Source organism: Aquimarina penaris (assembly GCF_040786285.1).
Lineage (GTDB): Bacteria > Bacteroidota > Bacteroidia > Flavobacteriales > Flavobacteriaceae > Aquimarina.
On record NZ_JBFMKQ010000001.1, the window covers coordinates 1444983 to 1463361 of the forward strand.

The window sequence follows — 18379 nt, forward strand, 5'->3', positions numbered from 1 at the left end:
TTAATAGGGTTTAACTAATACCTCATTAACTATGAAAAAAATTACTCTCCTTCTTGTTTTTACATTTTTATTTAGCGGATTGCACCACTCATACGCCTTTAATGATAAGGATCCTATCAAAAAGCTATTGATGGATTATATCAATAAAATGAATGCACTAACCGAGGGAACAAAAAAAGAAGATGTACTAGAGATGTTTGACGAAAAATATAGCGGAAACACGGTGTATGTAAACTTATCGGGAACTTTAGTGAGAAAGAATTATGATAAAAAAGATATTTCTTCACAATTAGACGATATTATTGATGATAATAATTACAGATTTAAGCTTAGCCTGGATAAAGTTGTTTTTCAGACACAAAAAGAAAGAGCAGGTATTATTTCGGCGGTTATTAATTTTGAATCCTATATTGACAAAAAGCTTGCTGAAAAAGGAACTATGTTGATGGATGTAGTTGCGATTGTGGTAAATGGAGAATGGAAGATTGTACAAAATAATATGATTCGAGTTTCTGAAGCAAAAGATATTGGCGAATGTGTATGCTATGTGTATGAAAAAGGTTCTACGAAATTTGTAACCGAAGTATACTTTCCTTCTGGGTTAGAATATAGCCAGGAGTTTGATGCTTTTCAGGTCACTACAAAAGGGAATAAACGAATTATAAAAACAAATAGTAATGAGTTTTATTGGGATAGAAGTACTGGAAAAATAAAATTTAAAGGAGGAGAAATAGGAAGAGGGGATAATGCCAGAAAAGCGATAGAGATTGTTCTTAAGGATCTCTATAAGGAGTCCTGTGTAAATATTGTGTTTAATTAACATTTAGTTGTTAGTTGTTAGTTGTATGGTAGTATTAGAATTATGTCTCCTCTCCCCTTGGGAGAGGATTAAGATGAGGGTTTTCAATATAAAAATCCCATCATCCTAAGCCCTTTGCTCCAGCTGGCTCATTACTGTGTAATGCCCTCCAGGGAGAAGGAACTCAAAATGCTTATTAAAAGGAACTAGCAACTTAAGTGCAATACGCCTCACTGCATAGCAGGACTTTCTTATAGTACTTTTAAGTGTTTTATTGTAGTAATTTCAATTTGTAAATGGCATTCACCTAAATAATTGTTGAATCCTTTAAAAAACCTCTCCACGAAATTTCAATAGCTTGATTAATGTGTTTTTCCTGCAGTTTTACGGTTTCATTTTCATGAATTTTTACAATAGATACCACATTGCCAAAGAATAGTTCTTCCATAACCAAAGTATTGTATGATTTAAAGATCTTTTGTCGAACCCCTTCTTTAAAAAATTGCTCGATATCATTATAATATTGTCTGGCTTGATCTTTTAATGATTGTGGTATTTCTGGAGAACGAGCAATTTGTTCAGAAAAAACAAAAGCAATTGGATTATTTACAAAATAATAAAACAGATTTAACCACATGACTGTGAATTGTTTTTTGATGTCATCCTCTGGGATATTTCGCATGACCACAGTACCAAAATCCTGAGTAAGCATTAGGTACAATTCTGTAATAATTTCTTCTTTATTTTTAAAATGATGATATACGGTACCATTGGCTACACCTGATTCTTTGATAATCTGAGAAAGAGAAGTGGCTCCGATACCTTGTTTAGTTATTAATTCTAAAGTAGTCTGTAAGACTATGGCTTTTTTACTCATAAAATGATATTCCTTATTCTTGGTTTAATTTAGTTGCCATATGCTAAAATTCAATGCAGTCGCAAAAGCAACCCAAACAATATAAGGGATAAGTAGGTAAGCGGCAGTAGTGTTTACAACTTTAAACCATCTAATCGTAAACATCAATAGGATAAATAGGGCTATTATATCCAGCAAAGCGATTAATGGATTTTGCAATCCAAAGAAAAATATGGACCACGCAGCATTGAGTAACAATTGAAACCCAAAATGATATAACGCAGTTTTCACCCATTTATGATAAAAACCTTTGCTCCAAACAATTCCTGCAGCAACTCCCATCATAATGTATAAAATTACCCAGACTGGAGCAAAAATCCAACTAGGAGGAGTAAAAGAAGGTTTATTTAAAGTTACATACCATGTATCTATAGAAGTTTGAGTAGCGATACTGCTCAAAAACCCAGTTAATAGACATAATAATACCGCAATACCTATGCGAAATAACTTTTTTTTCATCAAAATGATTTAGTGCAGTACTAAAATAGCAATTTATTTTTACTACAATACGCTTTAAATATGATACAGCACTTATCTTTGTTCAAAATTGTTTGTTTTATGAAGGATTATCCTCAGTTTATCTCACCCGAAATTTCGGGCTTACCTAATGAAGGAAAAATAACTTGCGCTGCTCCAAGTAATATTGCACTTGTAAAATACTGGGGTAAAAGACCAGTGCAACTTCCTGAAAATGCTTCAATTAGTTTTACGCTTGATACGTGCAAAACGATTACAAGTTTATCGTACAAAAAGCGAAATGTAGTGTCAAATGATTTTGATTTTGACTTATTATTTGAAGGAAAACCAAAAGCGGATTTTAAACCTAAGATTCAAAGTTTTTTTGAAAGAATCGAGGAATATCTACCTTTTTTAAAGCGGTATACATTTACTATAGAAACCAGCAATACATTTCCGCATAGTAGCGGGATTGCATCTTCGGCTAGTGGGATGAGTGCTTTGGCATATTGCCTAATGCAACTAGAGAGAAAAATTAATCCAGATATTTCGGATATAGAACTTCTAAAAAAGACATCATTCTTGGCTAGATTAGGATCAGGAAGTGCTTGCAGAAGTTTAGAAGGCCCAATTACTGTTTGGGGGGGTCATCATAATATAGAAGGGAGTAGTGATGCTTTTGCAATTAAATTCCCACATACAATTCATCATCATTTTGAAAATTATCAGGATACTATTTTATTAGTAGATAAAGGAGAAAAGCAAGTAAGTAGTACTGTTGGCCATGACTTAATGCATGGGCATCCATTTGCTCAAGAGCGATTTAAGCAAGCGGCAGACAATCTTACTAAATTAAAAGATATTTTGATTTCGGGAGATTTGGATACTTTTATCGAGGTAGTAGAAAGTGAAGCTTTAACATTACATGCGATGATGATGACATCATTACCTTACTTCATCTTAATGAAACCAAATACCTTATCGGTAATAAATAAAGTATGGGAATATCGTAAAAAAACAGGTTCTAAATTATGTTTTACATTAGATGCAGGAGCTAATGTGCATCTATTATATCCAGATTCTGAAAAAGAACAGGTTTTAGATTTCATTACCAGTGAGTTAGTTGCGTATTGTCAGAATGGGCAGTATATTTGCGACAAAATAGGATTGGGTGCAGAATTATTGTAACTTTATCCTAATAAGGGATACAAATTAGATATAACCACAAGAGAAACAATGAAGGGACCACTATTTTATTCTAAAATACTTTTGTTTGGAGAATATGGTATTATAAAAGATTCTAAAGGTCTTTCTATACCTTATAATTTTTTTAAAGGAGCACTAAAAGTATCCGAAACTCCTGATCAGGAAGCTATAAAATCGAATAACAACCTTAGAAATTTTGCTAAGTACCTTGAAGAAATTCAAGATAAAGGAGTGGTGAAGTTTGACTTTGAAAAACTAAATGCCGATATACATTCAGGAATGTATTTTGACAGTAGCATACCTCAAGGATATGGTGTAGGAAGTAGTGGTGCTTTGGTAGCTGCAATTTATGATAAGTATGCCGATGACAAGATTACTGTTTTAGAAAATCTTACCCGCGATAAACTTATTAAGCTTAAAGAAATTTTTGGGTTGATGGAGTCTTTTTTCCATGGTAGTAGTTCAGGTTTGGATCCATTAAATAGTTATCTAAGTCTTCCGATTCTTATTCATTCTAAAGATAATATCGAACCGGCAGGTATTCCTTCTCAAAGTGTAGAAAATAAAAAAGGTGCCGTTTTTTTATTAGATAGTGGTATCGTAGGTGAAACTGCTCCTATGGTTAGTATTTTTATGGAAAGTATGAAGCAAGAAGGTTTCCGAAATATGCTTAAAACCCAATTTGTAAAATATACAGATGCCTGTGTTGATGATTTCTTACAAGGAGACGTTAAATCTTTGTTTTCAAATATAAAAGAGCTTTCTCACGTCGTTTTAGATAACTTTAAACCGATGATTCCAAAGCAGTTTCATAAGCTATGGAAGAAAGGTATAGAAACCAATGACTATTATCTTAAACTATGCGGCTCTGGAGGAGGTGGTTATATTTTAGGGTTTACACAAGATTTTGATAAAGCACAAGCTTCGCTTAAAGACTATAAGTTAGAAGTAGTCTATAATTTCTAATAAGCAGGCTATGCTTACCAGAAAAAATAAGCTCATTCTACTCAAGCTATTGAGTTTATTTTCTGTTGTACGAGGGTATAATATTCTTATCATTGTACTGGCTCAATATTTTACTTCTATCTTTATTTTAGCACCACACATTAGATTGCGTAATGTAATTCTCGATCCAAATTTGTTGGTTATTGTATTAGCATCTGCAGGAGTTATTGCCGCCGGGTATATTATTAATAATTTTTATGATAGGGAGAAAGATCTAATTAATCGGCCACAAAAAACAATGCTCGACCGTTTGGTAAGTCAGCAAACCAAACTTACAGGGTATTTTATCCTGAATTTTTTGTCTGTAGTATTTGCTAGTTACGTATCCTTTAGGGCTGTGCTTTTTTTCTCAGTGTATATTTTTGCGATCTGGTTCTATTCTCATAAATTGAAAAAATATCCAATTATTGGAAATACAGTAGCATCAATACTAGCTATAACACCATTTTTTGCCGTTTTTATTTATTATAAAAATTTTGATGAGGTCATTTTTGTGCATGCCACATTTCTATTTTTAATGTTGATGATAAGAGAAATGGCAAAGGATTTAGAAAATCTGAAAGGGGATATGGCTCAAAACTATAAAACTATTCCTGTGGTTTATGGAGAACTATCTTCAAAAAAGATAATAAGTGCATTGATTCTAGCTTCAGGAATACCAGTGTATTTATTATTGACCAGGTATGAAATAGGATTTATGTACCTATATTTTTATGTGTGTCTGGCATTGCTTTTTGTATTCTTGATAGCACTATGGATTTCTAAACTAAAGATACATTATGTATGGTTGCATAATATTCTAAAACTAATCATAGTTTTTGGAGCTTTCAGTATCATATTAATCGATGTAAATTTGATTTTAGATAGAATTCTGTGGTAAAAAACAAAGCAGCTACATCTATACATATGCTTTTGTAGTTTTAAGAACTTAATTATTAATACTTTTTTATGAAAGATCAATTATTGACAGTAGCATTGGCACAGATTTCACCGGTATGGTTAGATAAAGATGCTACACTTAAAAAGATTGAAAACTCAATCAAAGAAGCGGCTTTAAAAAAGGCTGAATTAATTGTTTTTGGAGAAGCACTCTTACCTGGGTATCCCTTCTGGATAGAACTTACTAACGGAGCAAAGTTTAATAGTACGGTTCAAAAAGAAATTCATGCACATTATGCTCAGAATGCTATTGTAATCGAAAAAGGAGATCTTGATTCTATATGTGATCTTGCCGCTAAGTATAATATGGCTATGTATTTAGGGATTATAGAGCGGCCATTGGATCGAGGTGGACATAGCTTGTATGCATCCTTAGTATATATTGATCAAATGGGCGAAATTAAATCAGTACATAGAAAGTTACAACCTACCTACGAAGAGCGACTAACTTGGTCACCAGGTGATGGCAATGGATTGCTTGTGCATCCTCTAAAAGCATTTACGGTTGGGGGGTTAAATTGTTGGGAGAATTGGATGCCATTGCCTAGAGCTGCATTATATGGTCAGGGAGAAAATTTGCATATTGCTGTGTGGCCTGGCAGTGATTATAACACAAAAGATATTACCCGTTTTATTGCCAGAGAATCCCGTTCGTATGTGATTTCGGTTTCTAGTTTGATGAGAAAAGAAGATTTTCCAACCACTACACCACATCTAGATGAAATTTTAAAGAAAGCACCAGATGTTTTAGGAAATGGAGGCTCCTGTATTGCAGGACCTGATGGAGAATGGATCCTTGAGCCAGTTTTGCATAAAGAAGAGTTATTGGTTGCAACTCTAGACTTTAACCGGGTATTGCAAGAGCGTCAAAATTTTGATCCTGTTGGACATTATTCAAGACCTGATGTTACACAATTACACGTAAACAGGAGGCGACAGAGTACTATTAGGTTTGATGAATAATAGTTGTTGAACCTATGCAGGAATCAACTATCTTTGCGGAAAATTTTAGATATGAGTCGCGAAGATAATTCCAAAGGAGGAAAAAGAAGTGGAAAATCAAAAAGCAAATCTTTTGGTCGAAGTATTGCACCTGCAAAAAAAACTAATCAAGGACCAAAAAAGATCTCCAATTCTGATGAGATAAGACTCAATAAATTTGTGGCTAACTCTGGAGTTTGTTCTAGAAGAGAAGCAGATTTATACATCCAAACGGGTAGTGTATGGGTGAATGGGAAACCAGTTACCGAGATGGGGTATAAGGTAAAATTAACCGATGAGGTAAAATTTGATGGTAGACTCATTACTCCGCACAAAAAAGAATATGTACTTCTTAATAAACCCAAAGGTTTTGTAACCAGCACTAGTCCTGAGAAAACTAGAACGGTAATGGATTTAGTGTCTAATGCTTCAAAACACCCCCTTAAACCCGTAGGTAGGTTAGAGCGTAACACTACTGGATTATTATTGTTTACTAATGATGTAGATTTAGAAAAAAAACTAACCCACCATAAAAGTGGAGTTCGTAAAATATTCCATGTAGAACTGGATCGTAATTTAAAGTTCGAAGACCTTGAGAAAATTCAGAAAGGAATGAAACTCCAGGAAGGGTTTATCCAAGTAGATGAAATTAGTTATATAGAAGGTGCTGCTAAAAACGAAATTGGGGTACAACTGCAATCTGCAAAGAATAATATTATCACCAAACTTTTTGAACATCTTAAATATGATGTGATCAAATTAGATCGAGTTATATTTGGTGGGTTAACTAAAAAAGACTTGCCTCGTGGCCATTGGCGCATACTTACCGAGCAAGAAGTGATTAATTTGAAGATGATGTAGTTTTTTTGTTTTGAGTTATTCTTTTTAAAGAGCACTGTCTTTGACCATGTTCTTTATGTTTCATGTAAAAGAAAAATTCCCCATTAGGATTTCTATATAGTAAGATGGTATTAACGTCAAGTACTTCAAAGATTTCATCGCTTAGCGAAGAGTAAAAAAAGGCGGTGTATATCTGATCGTGATTATGTTCTATTTCAAATTTACCATCATCAACTTTTTTGTTTTCTTTATGTAGTATATACTCTTCTCCTTTTATTTGGATTTGATAGTCACATCTTTGACTATTAGGACAAGTAATGCAATGTTCCAGTACAGGATCATTTTTACACATTAACCATTTTCCTTGTAATTCACCAGTGATCGTTTGTGCATTCTGAGAAAATGAGAAGTAATGAATTAGAAAAAATAGAGGCAGAATAAAACGTATTTTACGGCTAGAGTTTTTCACTTGATAGAGGGGTTGTCTTTTGAACGTTCTTTAAAATTTCTCTACTAAAAATAACAAATACAACTGCATATTCTAATCCCACCATCCACAGGTTTTCTTTAAAATCGGGATGAAGGTATGCTGTGTAGCTAAGGATCACCATAAATGACCAGGCAATAGGGAATTTATAATTGGTAAACACACAAAGCGATAACGGCACAGCAATATACCAGGGATGTATGGTAGTTGACAAAAAGTAATAGACGCATATACCCAAAACCATTGCGGCGATTAGTTGTGGTGTAGTTTTATTTTTTCTGAAGAAAGTTAACCCCATTAAAATGGTCATGGTTACAAGGGGTAGAATCTTACCAGCGGTTTCAATAACGTTCCATCCTACGATTTGATACCCTATCCATCGAATGATATAGAAAATACTGGCGTTAAATTCAAAATTCTGGAACCAGAGTGTAATTGTTCTTTTGAAATTATGAAAAAATTCTCCCGAAAGGAAAGGTGCAAAGGTTAGAAAAACCGTAATAAGAACAAGGCTGTAAAACCCTATTAATTTTGGTAATCTTAACGTAAGACTATGTTTGTCCAAGCCTTTTTGTTCACCCAGAACAAACTTTTGGAAAAATAAAGGTAAAAATAATAAAGGAATAAGCTTCACAGAGACCGAAAGTGCTAAAATAACGGCTGCCCAATACCAATATCCTTTATGTAGTAGGTATAATGACCAAATGATAAAAAATACCATTACCGCTTCAAAATGAAGGTTTCCGGTAAGTTCTATAATAATAAAAGGGTTCAGGATATACCAAAAGATGTTTTTTTCAGGAAGCTTGAGTGCTTGTAATAGCTTTCTTCCGAAGAAAAAAGTACCCACATCAGCCAAAATAATAAGCACTCTAAATACCATTGCAGATCCCAAAATACTTTTACTGGCAAATATTGCAGCAATAAAGTAGCAAAACTGACTTATAGGAGGGTAATTGGTATAATGACTTCCATTTAGTTGCCCCATACCATTATATAATTCCTGAGCTTGGGCAATAGGAGCATTACCTTGGGCTACCCAAACTTCTGGTAAAGAAAGGTATGGGTTAAACCCTTCTAGGAGCATGCGCCCATCCCAAATAAATCGATAAAAGTCTTGAGAAAGGTTTGGAATAGCAAATAGAAATACGATGCGAAATAATAAAGCCGCAGCAGCAAGGAGTTTCCAATTATTTGGATTCGACTGTATAATTTTATACGCGATGATAAATAATCCAACCCAAAGGGCGATCATCTTAGTAAAATCAGTTCGTTCTAGCTCAAAAGCGAAACTCCAATAAAAGAGTATACCTATAACAATAAGGAGTATGGAAAATTTATGATATTTCCACAGCTGTAACATTATAATTTAGAGGTAACCGATTTAAAGAATACAAACGCAAATCCTAAAAACAACATAATATGAAACAAGAACAGACCAAAATCCTGTAGTTTAAAAGCACTATATAATGCGAAACCAAAATACCCCATTAATAAGGCTTCTATAATGGTGTTTCCCGAAATATTTTTGCTTACATATTTATTCCCTTTCCAGGAATCTTTTAAGGTGCTAACGTTAAATTTTGGAGTACGAACAAATTCGCTTTTCTTTCCAAAATGTCCTTCTAAAACCGCCATAGAGTTGTGTACAGAGAATCCCATTGCAATAGAGAAAAATGTGAAGAACATCTTTATGTATTCCATAAAATTCCAGAATCCTTTTCCATGTATTTTTTTAAACGTATGCCAATAACAAAAGAAAAATATAACGGTACTTAATGCAAAAAAGGCAATAACGTTAAAATACCAACTAAACATTGGGTTACTGTTCTTAATATACATTACGGGTACACTTAATACAGCCACCAATAATACTAATAGGAACATACTACTATTCAATAAATGAAAGAAACTATGAAATTTAGTCTTAAAAGGGACAGATTTGTCTCTAAGTAATTTCCAATACAATTTTTGGAAATTTTCGGCAGCACCTTTGTTCCACCTAAATTGTTGTGATCTTGCCGCGCTAATAACAACAGGCAATTCTGCGGGAGTTTCGACTTCTTCAAGGTACTTGAACTTCCATTTTTTTAGCTGTGCACGGTAGCTCAAATCAAGATCCTCGGTAAGGGTATCTCCTTGCCAGTTTCCTGCATCCTCGATACATTTTTTTCTCCAAACACCAGCAGTACCATTAAAATTAATGAAATGGTCTTTATAATTACGGCCTACTTGCTCCATTGTAAAGTGGAAATCCAATGCAAATGCCTGGATTTTGGTAAGCATAGAATAATCTCTGTTAATATGCCCCCATCGGGTTTGTACCACACCTATGTTTTCATCTTTGAAATAAGGAATGGTTTGTAGCAACCATTTTTTGCCTGGAAGGAAATCGGCATCAAAAATGGCAACATATTGTCCTTTGGCAATCTTTAATCCTTCTTTTAGAGCTCCAGCTTTAAATCCAGTCCTGTCCTCACGGCATATGTGCTGGATATCTAAACCGGTTTTTTGAAGTTTTTTGATATGAGCAGCGGTAGTGACCACAGATTCATCTGTAGAATCATCTAATACTTGTATCTCTAATTTATCTTTGGGGTACTCTAATTCAGCAATGTTATCGAGTAAACGATCCATTACATATAATTCATTATATACGGGTAACTGAATTGTTACATACGGAATCTCTTCTTGTTTCGAAAAATCAAAAGTAGGTGAATTGTCAGGTTCCTTTCGGGATTTCAAGTAATTAACAAGCAGATTCAGTTGAGCCAAACTATACATAAATATGATGAGTAGGGCTAATGTGTAGGTTATGATGATAGCAACATCCATTATTTAAGGCTATATTTAAAAATCCAACTTAAAATCTTAACGCCTGCAAATATAGCACCTTTTATGGTTCCTGAAACTTTTGAGACACCTATTCTCCTTTTGTAAGATACTGGGACCTCGATATATGTATATTTCCTTCGTATTACTTTTAATTGCATCTCTATAGTCCAGCCATACGTTTTATCGGTCATTTCTAAGGCCAATAAGGTAGTATATTTGATGGCTCTAAAAGGGCCGAGATCTGTAAATTTTGCATTAAAAAAAAGCTTCATAAGGTTGGTTGCTAGCCAATTACCAAATATTTGAGGAAAAGTCATAGAGCCTAATTCACGCCGTTCTTTTACTCTTGATCCTATTACTAAATCAATATTATCATTTATTATCGGAGCAACAATAGAGGTAAGCTCTTCGGGATAATCACTATAATCTCCATCCAGAAAAACAACAATATCGGGCTTATGATCTTTTGCTGCTATGTACTCCATCCCTTTCAAACATGCATATCCATATCCTTTTTGTTTTTCTTGTAAAACAGTAGCTCCTGCTTTTTTTGCTACCTCCTCGGTATGATCTGTAGAATTGTTACTTACTACAATTATCTCAGACACTATATCAGGGATGTCTTTAATTACATGAGCGATAGACTCTTCTTCATTAAAAGCAGGTATAATAACGTTTATTGTGGGAGGCATTTATAGGGAGGCATTAGGGTTGTCCCTTTTAAAACTAAAGATATCTGTCCATTCACCCGTTTTTTGATTGTTGATGTATCTTTCAGCTTTAAAAAGTTTATTGTTTTTGTACAATAAGCAATATCCTTCTTTCTTATTGTTTTTGTACTGATATTTTCTGGTAATTCCGGTGGCAATATCGTAAATAATCCACCATTTTTCGGCTTTATCGCTTACAAAATGACCTTCTTTTAGTAATTTTCCTTTTGTGGAATAAAAATACCAATAACCACTTTTTTTATTGTTTTTGAAATGACCTTCGTGTGATATATTTCCGTTATCATGATAGAAATGCCAAAAATCAACTTTAGTTTCTCCAATTTTCCAGCCTTCTGCCTTTAGAGTTCCATTGGTATAATATTCATAGTGATATTCTTTTTCTGAAGTGATTGGATATCCCGAAAAAGAAAATGTGATGAATATAATGAATACCTTTAGAATCATAATGGTGGGGTTTATACAGTGCTTTAGACGAAGATATGATTTATAACTAACACTAAAATTAATTTTTTAAGTAGAATATATAAACTGATAAAAAGAATCTTCTATTTATTACTCTAGGTTAAGGAAATCAATGTATGATTAATAAGAGTACATTGATATGAAGTGAAGACAGTTGATGTTTAAAAAACGTATTTTAACGATGTATTTATGCATTAAAACGTATTTAATTTAGTTTCTTGCATTAAAAAGTAATCTTTTTCTTTCTTTTCATTTAATTTTTGTTAAATTGCATTCCTTTTTACACTTTCATTGCTTAATGTATTCATAGAACAAAGCTTACAACAAATAGTAAATGTTATACATGAAAAAAAAGTCTAAGCTTTTTAAGTTCGATACAGTACTTACCCCTGTGTTATTCATTATAATGCCAGGTACATGCATTCATGCTTTAAACGAATATCTAGAAGGAGGATTTAGTTACTATTTTATAAGAGACATTGTCGTTATTAGCCTTATGATATTAGGATATATAGGTTATCGATATTCTTTAATGAGCAAGTCAAACTTATTCTCGGTGCCAATTTATTCTATTGTGGGAGCTATAATGGCTACCGTAATTATAGGACGTTTTGATCCCGGTTTTAAGTTTGAACCAGTATTTTTGCAATCAGAAATGATTTTATCCTTGCTAATGCTTATGCACTATAAGCAAGTAAAGAATTTATTGATTTTTAATTTCTTTTATGTTCTTTTTTGTTTTTTTACCGTGGGTAGTGAGTATCCTATTGATAAATTTATTTATCATGGTATGATTGTATGTGGGGCTGGAGTTATGTCATATGCCAGCCAAAGTGCTTTTGTAAAGTTAGCTCAAAAACTAAAGGAGGCTAACATTCTCATCAAAGAGAAAAATGAAGAACTTAAGAAAATGAATCGTGCAAAGGATCAACTTTTTAGAATTATTGGTCACGATTTAAGAACACCATTTTTTCAGCTTAAGTCCTTGGTCGAAATGATAGATGAAGTAGAAGATGAATATGAAAGAAAGAAAATAAGAGAGTTGTTAAAAGAATCTGCAGATAAAGGAAATCAGCTTTTAGAAGATTTGCTGAAATGGGGAAATTCTTATCAACATCAATATGAAGTATCATTAGAAAAGCAATCCGTAAGTACAATAGTCGAGAGAGTCTTTGAATTTTCTGATTTAAGTGGAAAAAGAAAGGGTGTCAACTTAATTAATGAGATACCAGATGATCTTGAACTTACAATTAATCCTACAATGATGGAAACTGTGATGAGAAATCTAATAGCCAATGCTATAAAGTTTTCGCATAGAGGTTCTCATATTACAGTAAATTCTCAAAAAGAAGAGCAACAAGTAAAGATTGCGATTGTTGATAAAGGTGTAGGTATTTGCGATAATAGGATTCAAAAACTTCTTGTAAATGATAAAAATGAATCTACGGTAGGCACCGATAATGAACAAGGAAGTGGTTTCGGGTTGAGTATTTCAAAAAAATTGGTAGAAAAGCAAAACGGAACTTTTGAAATACAAAGCGAATGCAATAAAGGAACCACCATATATATGAGTTTTCCAATAGACATAGCTTCTTAATTAAAACTTTGCTTTATACTTAATCTAAAGGAATTAAATACATTTTTTATTTCTCATAACAAGCGAATTAATAGCTGATGTATGTTCAAAAATAAAAGAGACTGTCTATATGGTTATAAACAGCCACTTTTATGATAGCATAAAATCTCTATCTTATATTTAAAATAAAATCTATTTTTTATTTACATAATCCATAAGATCTACATCGTTTCCTAATAAGATCTCATTAGAACTTATTCTTCCATCTAGTTTGTCATTTTCTAATTTCAAAACTCCTCTTGGGCAAACAGCAGAACAAATACCGCATCCAACACAACTTGATCTCACAATGTTTTCACCTTTCTGGGCATAAGCGCGAACATCGATTCCCATTTCACAATAGGTAGAACAATTACCACAAGAGATACATTGCCCACCATTGGTTGTGATTCTAAATTTTGAGAATAATCGTTGTTGAAAACCAAGAATTGCCGCCATAGGGCAACCAAAACGGCACCAGGCTCTGTTACCTAAAATGGGATAAAAACCAGTACCAATAACTCCAGAGAATATGGATCCAATCAAAAATCCATAAGATGATCTAAGCGTTTCAGCTTTAAGGAAGAAAATCTTACCAGCATCACCAAATACATGAATACCAATTAATAACATGATTACCACAAAGTATCCAATGGCTCCATAGCGAGCATCTTTACCTAATTCTTTTCTTTTAAAGATCATTACTCCAGCAAAAATGAATGTAAGAAATCCGGCGACACTCATTAAAAATACATCTTTGGTAAGCCAATACTTATTAGGATCATATCCCAGGTACGTATACACGACCGCTGTGGTCATTACTACAGCAAATACTAGCACGGTATGGATCAACCAACGCTCAAGTTTCCAGGCACTCAATTTTTTACTGGATAATTGTCTAAACGAATCCCCAGCAGTTTCGGCTAAGCCCCCGCAACCACAAACCCAGGAACAATACCATCTTTTTCCGAACTTGTACGTAAGAATCGGAGTAATAATAAAAATTGAAGCGACTCCAAAAATTAATAACCCTAATCCAATGTTGCCGGCATTAATAAATTCGTCAATTCTGTATTGCTCGAAGTTATAGTAATTAAGAGGCCAAACATTTTTTAAATCGTAATACGGAAGTTTAAAGGTGTCAGAATTTAGTCTGGCCATAAATTCAGGGATCAGAAAAGCAAACCCTAATTGAAAAAACATAACAGAAACCGTACGAATTTGTTGATATCGGTTATGTCTGTATTTTAGGATAAATTTATATCCAAAAGCAATAATGGCAATGGTATATAAAGTTCCATAAACAAACCATTGGCTAGCGGGGTTACCACTTAATAACTTACTTAACGGATCAAATAATGCTACTAACCCTGTATTTGCTTCACCATTGGTTCCCAAGCCCAATAGATCAGCATAAAAATACAGGACAATATAGAATGTTGTTAATCCAACTCCGGTAAGCCATCCTAAGACCCCACGAGAGGATATGGACTTAAACCAAACTTGATCATTTTTGATTCCTTCTAACTTAGTCAGGTAGGCATCATTGGTATACCAAATTGTGCCCACTGTAATTAATCCTAAAGACACCGTTAAAAATGCTCCTTGATTTGGGAGATTGGTATTTAATAAGGCCAAGGCCAAAATAAAAAGCCCAACTAAACCGATTGCCAATGCTATTTTTTGCTTTGTCGAAATCCCTTTGGCCTCGGGGTTGGCAAGAGACATGCTATGATTTAATTTATTACTCATTTTTTTATCTTTTTTTCAGACCTCACAGATTTTTATAACCTGCAAAGTTTTTAGTATTGTTTTTATGCAGTTTGAAGTTGTGATTTTTTAAAGGCTGTAAGTATATCAGACTCATACACCGAATAGAATTCTGGATCAAAATTTGCTTCGGCCAGATGTTGTATAACAAAATCTACATCTCTTTTTTCGGTCAACCATCGATCAAAAACTTCATGGCGCATTCTAATTCCGAAGGTATTTATACCTAAAAAATCTCGAGTTTCTTTATGATAGGATACTGTGATGCACTTGGTATCGTCTTCGTGTATCCAATGGAACTGTTGCTCGTATTCTTTGGGTTGACCAAATACCCAACCATAGGTCTGATATTCGATATCCATAAATTTTGCACTATTAAACCAATGTCCGGGTTTATATTCAATTTTATTGCCGCATATGGTTTGGGCAACAGTTTCTCCCATCATACGTCCTGTATACCAAACGGCTTCTATTGGACGGCGAAGACCGATAGCCTCATGTTGCTCGGCACAATCACCGATGGCATATATGTTTGGGATATTGGTTTCGAGAAATCGATTCACTTTTACTCCTCGACCTAATTCGATACCAGAATCTTTTAAGAAATCTATATTAGGAGACACTCCTGGTGTTAGCCCTACTACATCACAATCAATTACTTCACCTGTTTCTTGTATAACAACTCCTTTAGCTTTGCCATTTTCATCAGCAATTATTTCTTTTAGGTTTACTCCTAATCGTAGATCGATGTGGTGATTTTTAATATGTCTATTAATCATTCCACTTTCGCCGGCAGGCAAAACTACGTTCCAAAAACTTTTTTCTCGTACAAGAAAGGTTACCGGGATATCTCTAGAATGTAACATTTCGACTAATTCAATACCAATTAATCCCCCGCCAACAACTACAGCGCGTTTACATACCTTATTATTAGGGGCGTGTTTTTCTAGATTTTCAAGGTCTTGTTTATGATACATACCCATCACTCCGTCTAAATCCTGGCCTGGCCATCCAAATTTATTAGGTTTAGAACCTACGGCTATGATTAATTTATCATACCCTAAGGTTTCACCATTGGTGAAGACCAATTCATTAGCTTCATGATTTACTTTGGATACATAACCACTCTTAAGTTCGATATTGTTCTTTTTCCAAAACCAGTTTTCGTAGGGTTGTGTATGTTCAAATTTCATATGCCCCATATATACATACATCAATGCTGTGCGGGAAAAGAAATAATCAGTTTCTGCAGAAACAATAGTGATTTTTTTGTCTGACATTTTGCGGATATGTCTTGCAGCGGTAACCCCTGAAATTCCATTTCCGATAATTACAATGTGTTCCATAAAAGATGATTGTTGATTGTCAATTATTTACTAAGAAGTGAATACCTCTGTCAGTAAGTCGAACATAAATATAAGAACTTATATGTTTGAATTAATTTAGAATCAGTCTAAAAGCTATTACTTTTTGTAAGGATAAGTATATTTTTCGAACAAGATTGTTCTTTTTGATTTGAGTAAATAAAATATAAAATAGTTTGTAAGTTGCCGATTTGCCGTTCGACTGAATGCCCATTACCGAGGTAAATTTTAACAATTTTAAAAAAATACATTGAATTCAGTTTCTAGATTGGAGCTGGTAAAAGATATATTATGAAAAAGGTACTAATCATCTTAATAATGCTCTCCAACCAAATGGGTTTTTCTCAGAGTACGGCAGAATTTTTTACTCAGGCAGATGCTTTTTTTAATACCTATGTATCTAACGGAAAAGTAAAATACAGCGCTATTAAGAAAGATCCATCATCTTTGAATACGTTGTTAGATATGGCCTCGAAGATACGTGTCTCAAAAAACAACCCTAAGACGTTTCAAGCTTTTTATATTAATGCTTATAACCTGGCTGTGATCAAAGGAGTAGTAAACAAATATCCAATTAAATCACCATTAAATATTAAAGGGTTTTTTGATAAAACCACTTATGATTTAGGAGGAAAAGTAACGACGCTTAATGATTTAGAAAATAAGATACTTCGAAAAAATTTCCCTAAAGAAGCTCGCTTTCACTTTGTGTTAGTGTGCGCAGGGTTAGGATGTCCGCCAATAATATCATCTGCATATACACCTTCAAGTTTAGAAAGTCAATTACAACGCCAGACAACAAAGGCACTTAATAATCCTAAATTTATTAGGGTTAAAGGAAAAAAGGTGCAGCTATCGCAAATTTTTGAATGGTATAAAGTTGATTTTACTCATAACGGATCAGAAGTAGACTTCGTAAATAAATTCAGAAAAGAGAAAATATCTTCAGATGCTAAAGTGTCTTATTATCCTTATGACTGGAGTCTAAATCAAATCAAATAATTTTTTAAACATTAATTCATATTGCAAGAGTGTTCTCAAAAAGAAAACTTTATGGGTGGCTTATGCAAATAAAAATCACAAACATGGAAATCAAAAAAATAATAGTAACAGCAATTAGTCTTTTTGTTTTAGTTGTTGGCTTTGCACAGGATCAGGAAGAGGATCAAGGATCAGTAATCCAAACCTTAACACCATCTAAATTAATTGGGAAAGGACAATATGATATTAAGTGGTTTAATAACTTGTATACACAAACCGAAAGCACATTTAGTGAAGGAGGCGAACCTAGACAAACATTTTTTACATCTACTGTCGAGGCATATACAGGAATAGGAAATAATAAGCGATGGAATCTGGGAGTTATTTTAGAGTTTAGATCCAATGTAGTTGCAGATCGTGATGCATTAGATGTATTTAAGTTTGATGGTGAAAGTGGTACTGCTCGTTCTGGGTTTACATCATTTGCTCCTTCTGTAAAGTTTGTACCTCTTAAAAGTGTCAATAATTTTTCTGTACAAAGTTCTTTTTTCATCCCGTTAGTGGATAACGAATCTGAAAATGGGGTTTTCCTGGATCAAGATGGATATATCTGGCAAAATAGATTTTTCTACGATCATACATTTCCTGGTAATAAATTTCAAATCTTCGGAGAACTTAATTCTGAATTAAACTTTGGTGAAGAAGAAGATAGCTTTGCAAACAATAGCCTTAGACTTACTCCTGGAGTATTTTTTAGCTACTTTCCGAGTTCTAAATTTACAGTGTTAGCTTTGGCTCAGCATTCTGAGTTAATAGATCTGGGAAATGATTTTGACCAAAATTTCACAGCACTAGGTGGAGGGGCTAAATACCAACTAACCAATGAGCTTAATATAGAAGCCTTATATACCAACTTTGTAGATGGTGATAATACCGGTTTAGGTGAAACATTTAATATAGGATTAAGAGCGGTATTCTAATAAAATTGTATT

Annotated in this window: 18 protein-coding genes; 9 read left to right on the forward strand and 9 right to left on the reverse strand. The window is 33.6% G+C overall.

Translation table 11 applies throughout. The annotated features are described in order from the left end of the window. Positions 1-31: 31 nt before the first annotated feature. Positions 32-820, forward strand: a complete 789-nt coding sequence (locus ABW637_RS06020; RefSeq protein WP_367583739.1) for a hypothetical protein — start codon at positions 32-34, stop codon at positions 818-820. A 286-nt stretch (positions 821-1106) separates the two neighbouring features. On the opposite strand, the gene ABW637_RS06025 is transcribed toward ABW637_RS06020, so the two are convergent. Both ABW637_RS06025 and ABW637_RS06030 read right to left on the reverse strand, forming a co-directional pair. After that, the gene (locus ABW637_RS06025) at positions 1107-1676 is read right to left on the reverse strand and encodes a TetR/AcrR family transcriptional regulator (RefSeq protein WP_367583740.1); all 570 of its coding nucleotides are present in this window, start codon (positions 1674-1676) and stop codon (positions 1107-1109) included. A gap of 24 nt (positions 1677-1700) precedes the next feature. Next, on the reverse strand, positions 1701-2174 hold the full coding sequence (locus tag ABW637_RS06030) for a TspO/MBR family protein (protein WP_367583741.1): 474 nt from the start codon (positions 2172-2174) through the stop codon (positions 1701-1703). Positions 2175-2273: 99 nt separating this feature from the next. On the opposite strand from ABW637_RS06030, the gene ABW637_RS06035 reads away from it, so the two are divergent. From ABW637_RS06035 to ABW637_RS06055, 5 genes are all read left to right on the forward strand, one after another. Then, a complete protein-coding gene (locus tag ABW637_RS06035; protein ID WP_367583742.1) occupies positions 2274-3359 on the forward strand; it encodes a diphosphomevalonate decarboxylase in 1086 nt (361 codons plus the stop codon). A 48-nt stretch (positions 3360-3407) separates the two neighbouring features. Beyond that, a complete protein-coding gene (locus tag ABW637_RS06040; RefSeq protein ID WP_367583743.1) occupies positions 3408-4343 on the forward strand; it encodes a mevalonate kinase family protein in 936 nt (311 codons plus the stop codon). 10 nt (positions 4344-4353) lie between these two features. Beyond that, complete coding sequence (locus tag ABW637_RS06045; protein WP_367583744.1) at positions 4354-5262, forward strand: geranylgeranylglycerol-phosphate geranylgeranyltransferase; 909 nt, start codon at positions 4354-4356, stop codon at positions 5260-5262. 68 nt (positions 5263-5330) lie between these two features. Then, positions 5331-6284, forward strand: coding sequence for a carbon-nitrogen hydrolase family protein (locus tag ABW637_RS06050; RefSeq protein ID WP_367583745.1), 954 nt, complete (start codon positions 5331-5333; stop codon positions 6282-6284). Between the two features lie 51 nt (positions 6285-6335). Further along, positions 6336-7163: a pseudouridine synthase gene (locus ABW637_RS06055; RefSeq protein WP_367583746.1), complete on the forward strand. Its 828-nt coding sequence runs from the start codon at positions 6336-6338 to the stop codon at positions 7161-7163. On the opposite strand, the gene ABW637_RS06060 is transcribed toward ABW637_RS06055, so the two are convergent. The 5 genes from ABW637_RS06060 to ABW637_RS06080 form a co-directional block, all read right to left on the reverse strand. Next, positions 7144-7611, reverse strand: coding sequence for a hypothetical protein (locus ABW637_RS06060; RefSeq protein WP_367583747.1), 468 nt, complete (start codon positions 7609-7611; stop codon positions 7144-7146). The two genes, ABW637_RS06055 and ABW637_RS06060, sit on opposite strands and share 20 nt — an antisense overlap. Next, positions 7598-8884 carry an MptA/MptB family glycosyltransferase gene (locus ABW637_RS06065; protein WP_367583748.1) on the reverse strand — a complete coding sequence of 429 codons (1287 nt, stop codon included), beginning with the start codon at positions 8882-8884 and terminating at the stop codon, positions 7598-7600. Before ABW637_RS06065 ends, ABW637_RS06060 begins: the two co-directional genes overlap by 14 nt. 107 nt (positions 8885-8991) lie before the next feature. Next, positions 8992-10464: a cellulose synthase family protein gene (locus ABW637_RS06070; RefSeq protein WP_367583749.1), complete on the reverse strand. Its 1473-nt coding sequence runs from the start codon at positions 10462-10464 to the stop codon at positions 8992-8994. Further along, positions 10464-11156 carry a glycosyltransferase family 2 protein gene (locus ABW637_RS06075; protein WP_367583750.1) on the reverse strand — a complete coding sequence of 231 codons (693 nt, stop codon included), beginning with the start codon at positions 11154-11156 and terminating at the stop codon, positions 10464-10466. Before ABW637_RS06075 ends, ABW637_RS06070 begins: the two co-directional genes overlap by 1 nt. Next, a complete protein-coding gene (locus ABW637_RS06080) occupies positions 11157-11639 on the reverse strand; it encodes a toxin-antitoxin system YwqK family antitoxin (protein WP_367583751.1) in 483 nt (160 codons plus the stop codon). It abuts the gene before it with no gap. A gap of 361 nt (positions 11640-12000) precedes the next feature. Here ABW637_RS06080 and ABW637_RS06085 point away from each other — a divergent pair, with 361 nt between their 5' ends. Then, positions 12001-13254, forward strand: a complete 1254-nt coding sequence (locus ABW637_RS06085; RefSeq protein ID WP_367583752.1) for a sensor histidine kinase — start codon at positions 12001-12003, stop codon at positions 13252-13254. Positions 13255-13425: 171 nt separating this feature from the next. Here the strand turns inward: ABW637_RS06085 and ABW637_RS06090 are convergent, their stop codons facing one another. Further along, the gene (locus ABW637_RS06090; protein ID WP_367583753.1) at positions 13426-15024 is read right to left on the reverse strand and encodes a 4Fe-4S binding protein; all 1599 of its coding nucleotides are present in this window, start codon (positions 15022-15024) and stop codon (positions 13426-13428) included. Between the two features lie 62 nt (positions 15025-15086). Beyond that, the gene (locus ABW637_RS06095; RefSeq protein ID WP_367583754.1) at positions 15087-16388 is read right to left on the reverse strand and encodes an NAD(P)/FAD-dependent oxidoreductase; all 1302 of its coding nucleotides are present in this window, start codon (positions 16386-16388) and stop codon (positions 15087-15089) included. Positions 16389-16697: 309 nt separating this feature from the next. Here ABW637_RS06095 and ABW637_RS06100 point away from each other — a divergent pair, with 309 nt between their 5' ends. Both ABW637_RS06100 and ABW637_RS06105 read left to right on the forward strand, forming a co-directional pair. Next, positions 16698-17408: a DUF547 domain-containing protein gene (locus tag ABW637_RS06100; RefSeq protein ID WP_367583755.1), complete on the forward strand. Its 711-nt coding sequence runs from the start codon at positions 16698-16700 to the stop codon at positions 17406-17408. A gap of 83 nt (positions 17409-17491) precedes the next feature. Continuing rightward, entirely contained in the window at positions 17492-18367 is an 876-nt protein-coding gene (locus ABW637_RS06105) for a hypothetical protein (RefSeq protein ID WP_367583756.1), read from the forward strand. Positions 18368-18379: the final 12 nt, after the last annotated feature.

Coding starts and splice junctions, on each gene's coding strand:
- ABW637_RS06020 (WP_367583739.1), top strand. CDS start 32: ATGAAAAAAATTACTCTCCTTCTTGTTTTTACATTTTTATTTAGCGGA.
- ABW637_RS06025 (WP_367583740.1), bottom strand. CDS start 1,676: ATGAGTAAAAAAGCCATAGTCTTACAGACTACTTTAGAATTAATAACT.
- ABW637_RS06030 (WP_367583741.1), bottom strand. CDS start 2,174: ATGAAAAAAAAGTTATTTCGCATAGGTATTGCGGTATTATTATGTCTA.
- ABW637_RS06035 (WP_367583742.1), top strand. CDS start 2,274: ATGAAGGATTATCCTCAGTTTATCTCACCCGAAATTTCGGGCTTACCT.
- ABW637_RS06040 (WP_367583743.1), top strand. CDS start 3,408: ATGAAGGGACCACTATTTTATTCTAAAATACTTTTGTTTGGAGAATAT.
- ABW637_RS06045 (WP_367583744.1), top strand. CDS start 4,354: ATGCTTACCAGAAAAAATAAGCTCATTCTACTCAAGCTATTGAGTTTA.
- ABW637_RS06050 (WP_367583745.1), top strand. CDS start 5,331: ATGAAAGATCAATTATTGACAGTAGCATTGGCACAGATTTCACCGGTA.
- ABW637_RS06055 (WP_367583746.1), top strand. CDS start 6,336: ATGAGTCGCGAAGATAATTCCAAAGGAGGAAAAAGAAGTGGAAAATCA.
- ABW637_RS06065 (WP_367583748.1), bottom strand. CDS start 8,884: ATGATCGCCCTTTGGGTTGGATTATTTATCATCGCGTATAAAATTATA.
- ABW637_RS06070 (WP_367583749.1), bottom strand. CDS start 10,464: ATGGATGTTGCTATCATCATAACCTACACATTAGCCCTACTCATCATA.
- ABW637_RS06075 (WP_367583750.1), bottom strand. CDS start 11,156: ATGCCTCCCACAATAAACGTTATTATACCTGCTTTTAATGAAGAAGAG.
- ABW637_RS06080 (WP_367583751.1), bottom strand. CDS start 11,639: ATGATTCTAAAGGTATTCATTATATTCATCACATTTTCTTTTTCGGGA.
- ABW637_RS06085 (WP_367583752.1), top strand. CDS start 12,001: ATGAAAAAAAAGTCTAAGCTTTTTAAGTTCGATACAGTACTTACCCCT.
- ABW637_RS06090 (WP_367583753.1), bottom strand. CDS start 15,024: ATGAGTAATAAATTAAATCATAGCATGTCTCTTGCCAACCCCGAGGCC.
- ABW637_RS06095 (WP_367583754.1), bottom strand. CDS start 16,388: ATGGAACACATTGTAATTATCGGAAATGGAATTTCAGGGGTTACCGCT.
- ABW637_RS06100 (WP_367583755.1), top strand. CDS start 16,698: ATGAAAAAGGTACTAATCATCTTAATAATGCTCTCCAACCAAATGGGT.
- ABW637_RS06105 (WP_367583756.1), top strand. CDS start 17,492: ATGGAAATCAAAAAAATAATAGTAACAGCAATTAGTCTTTTTGTTTTA.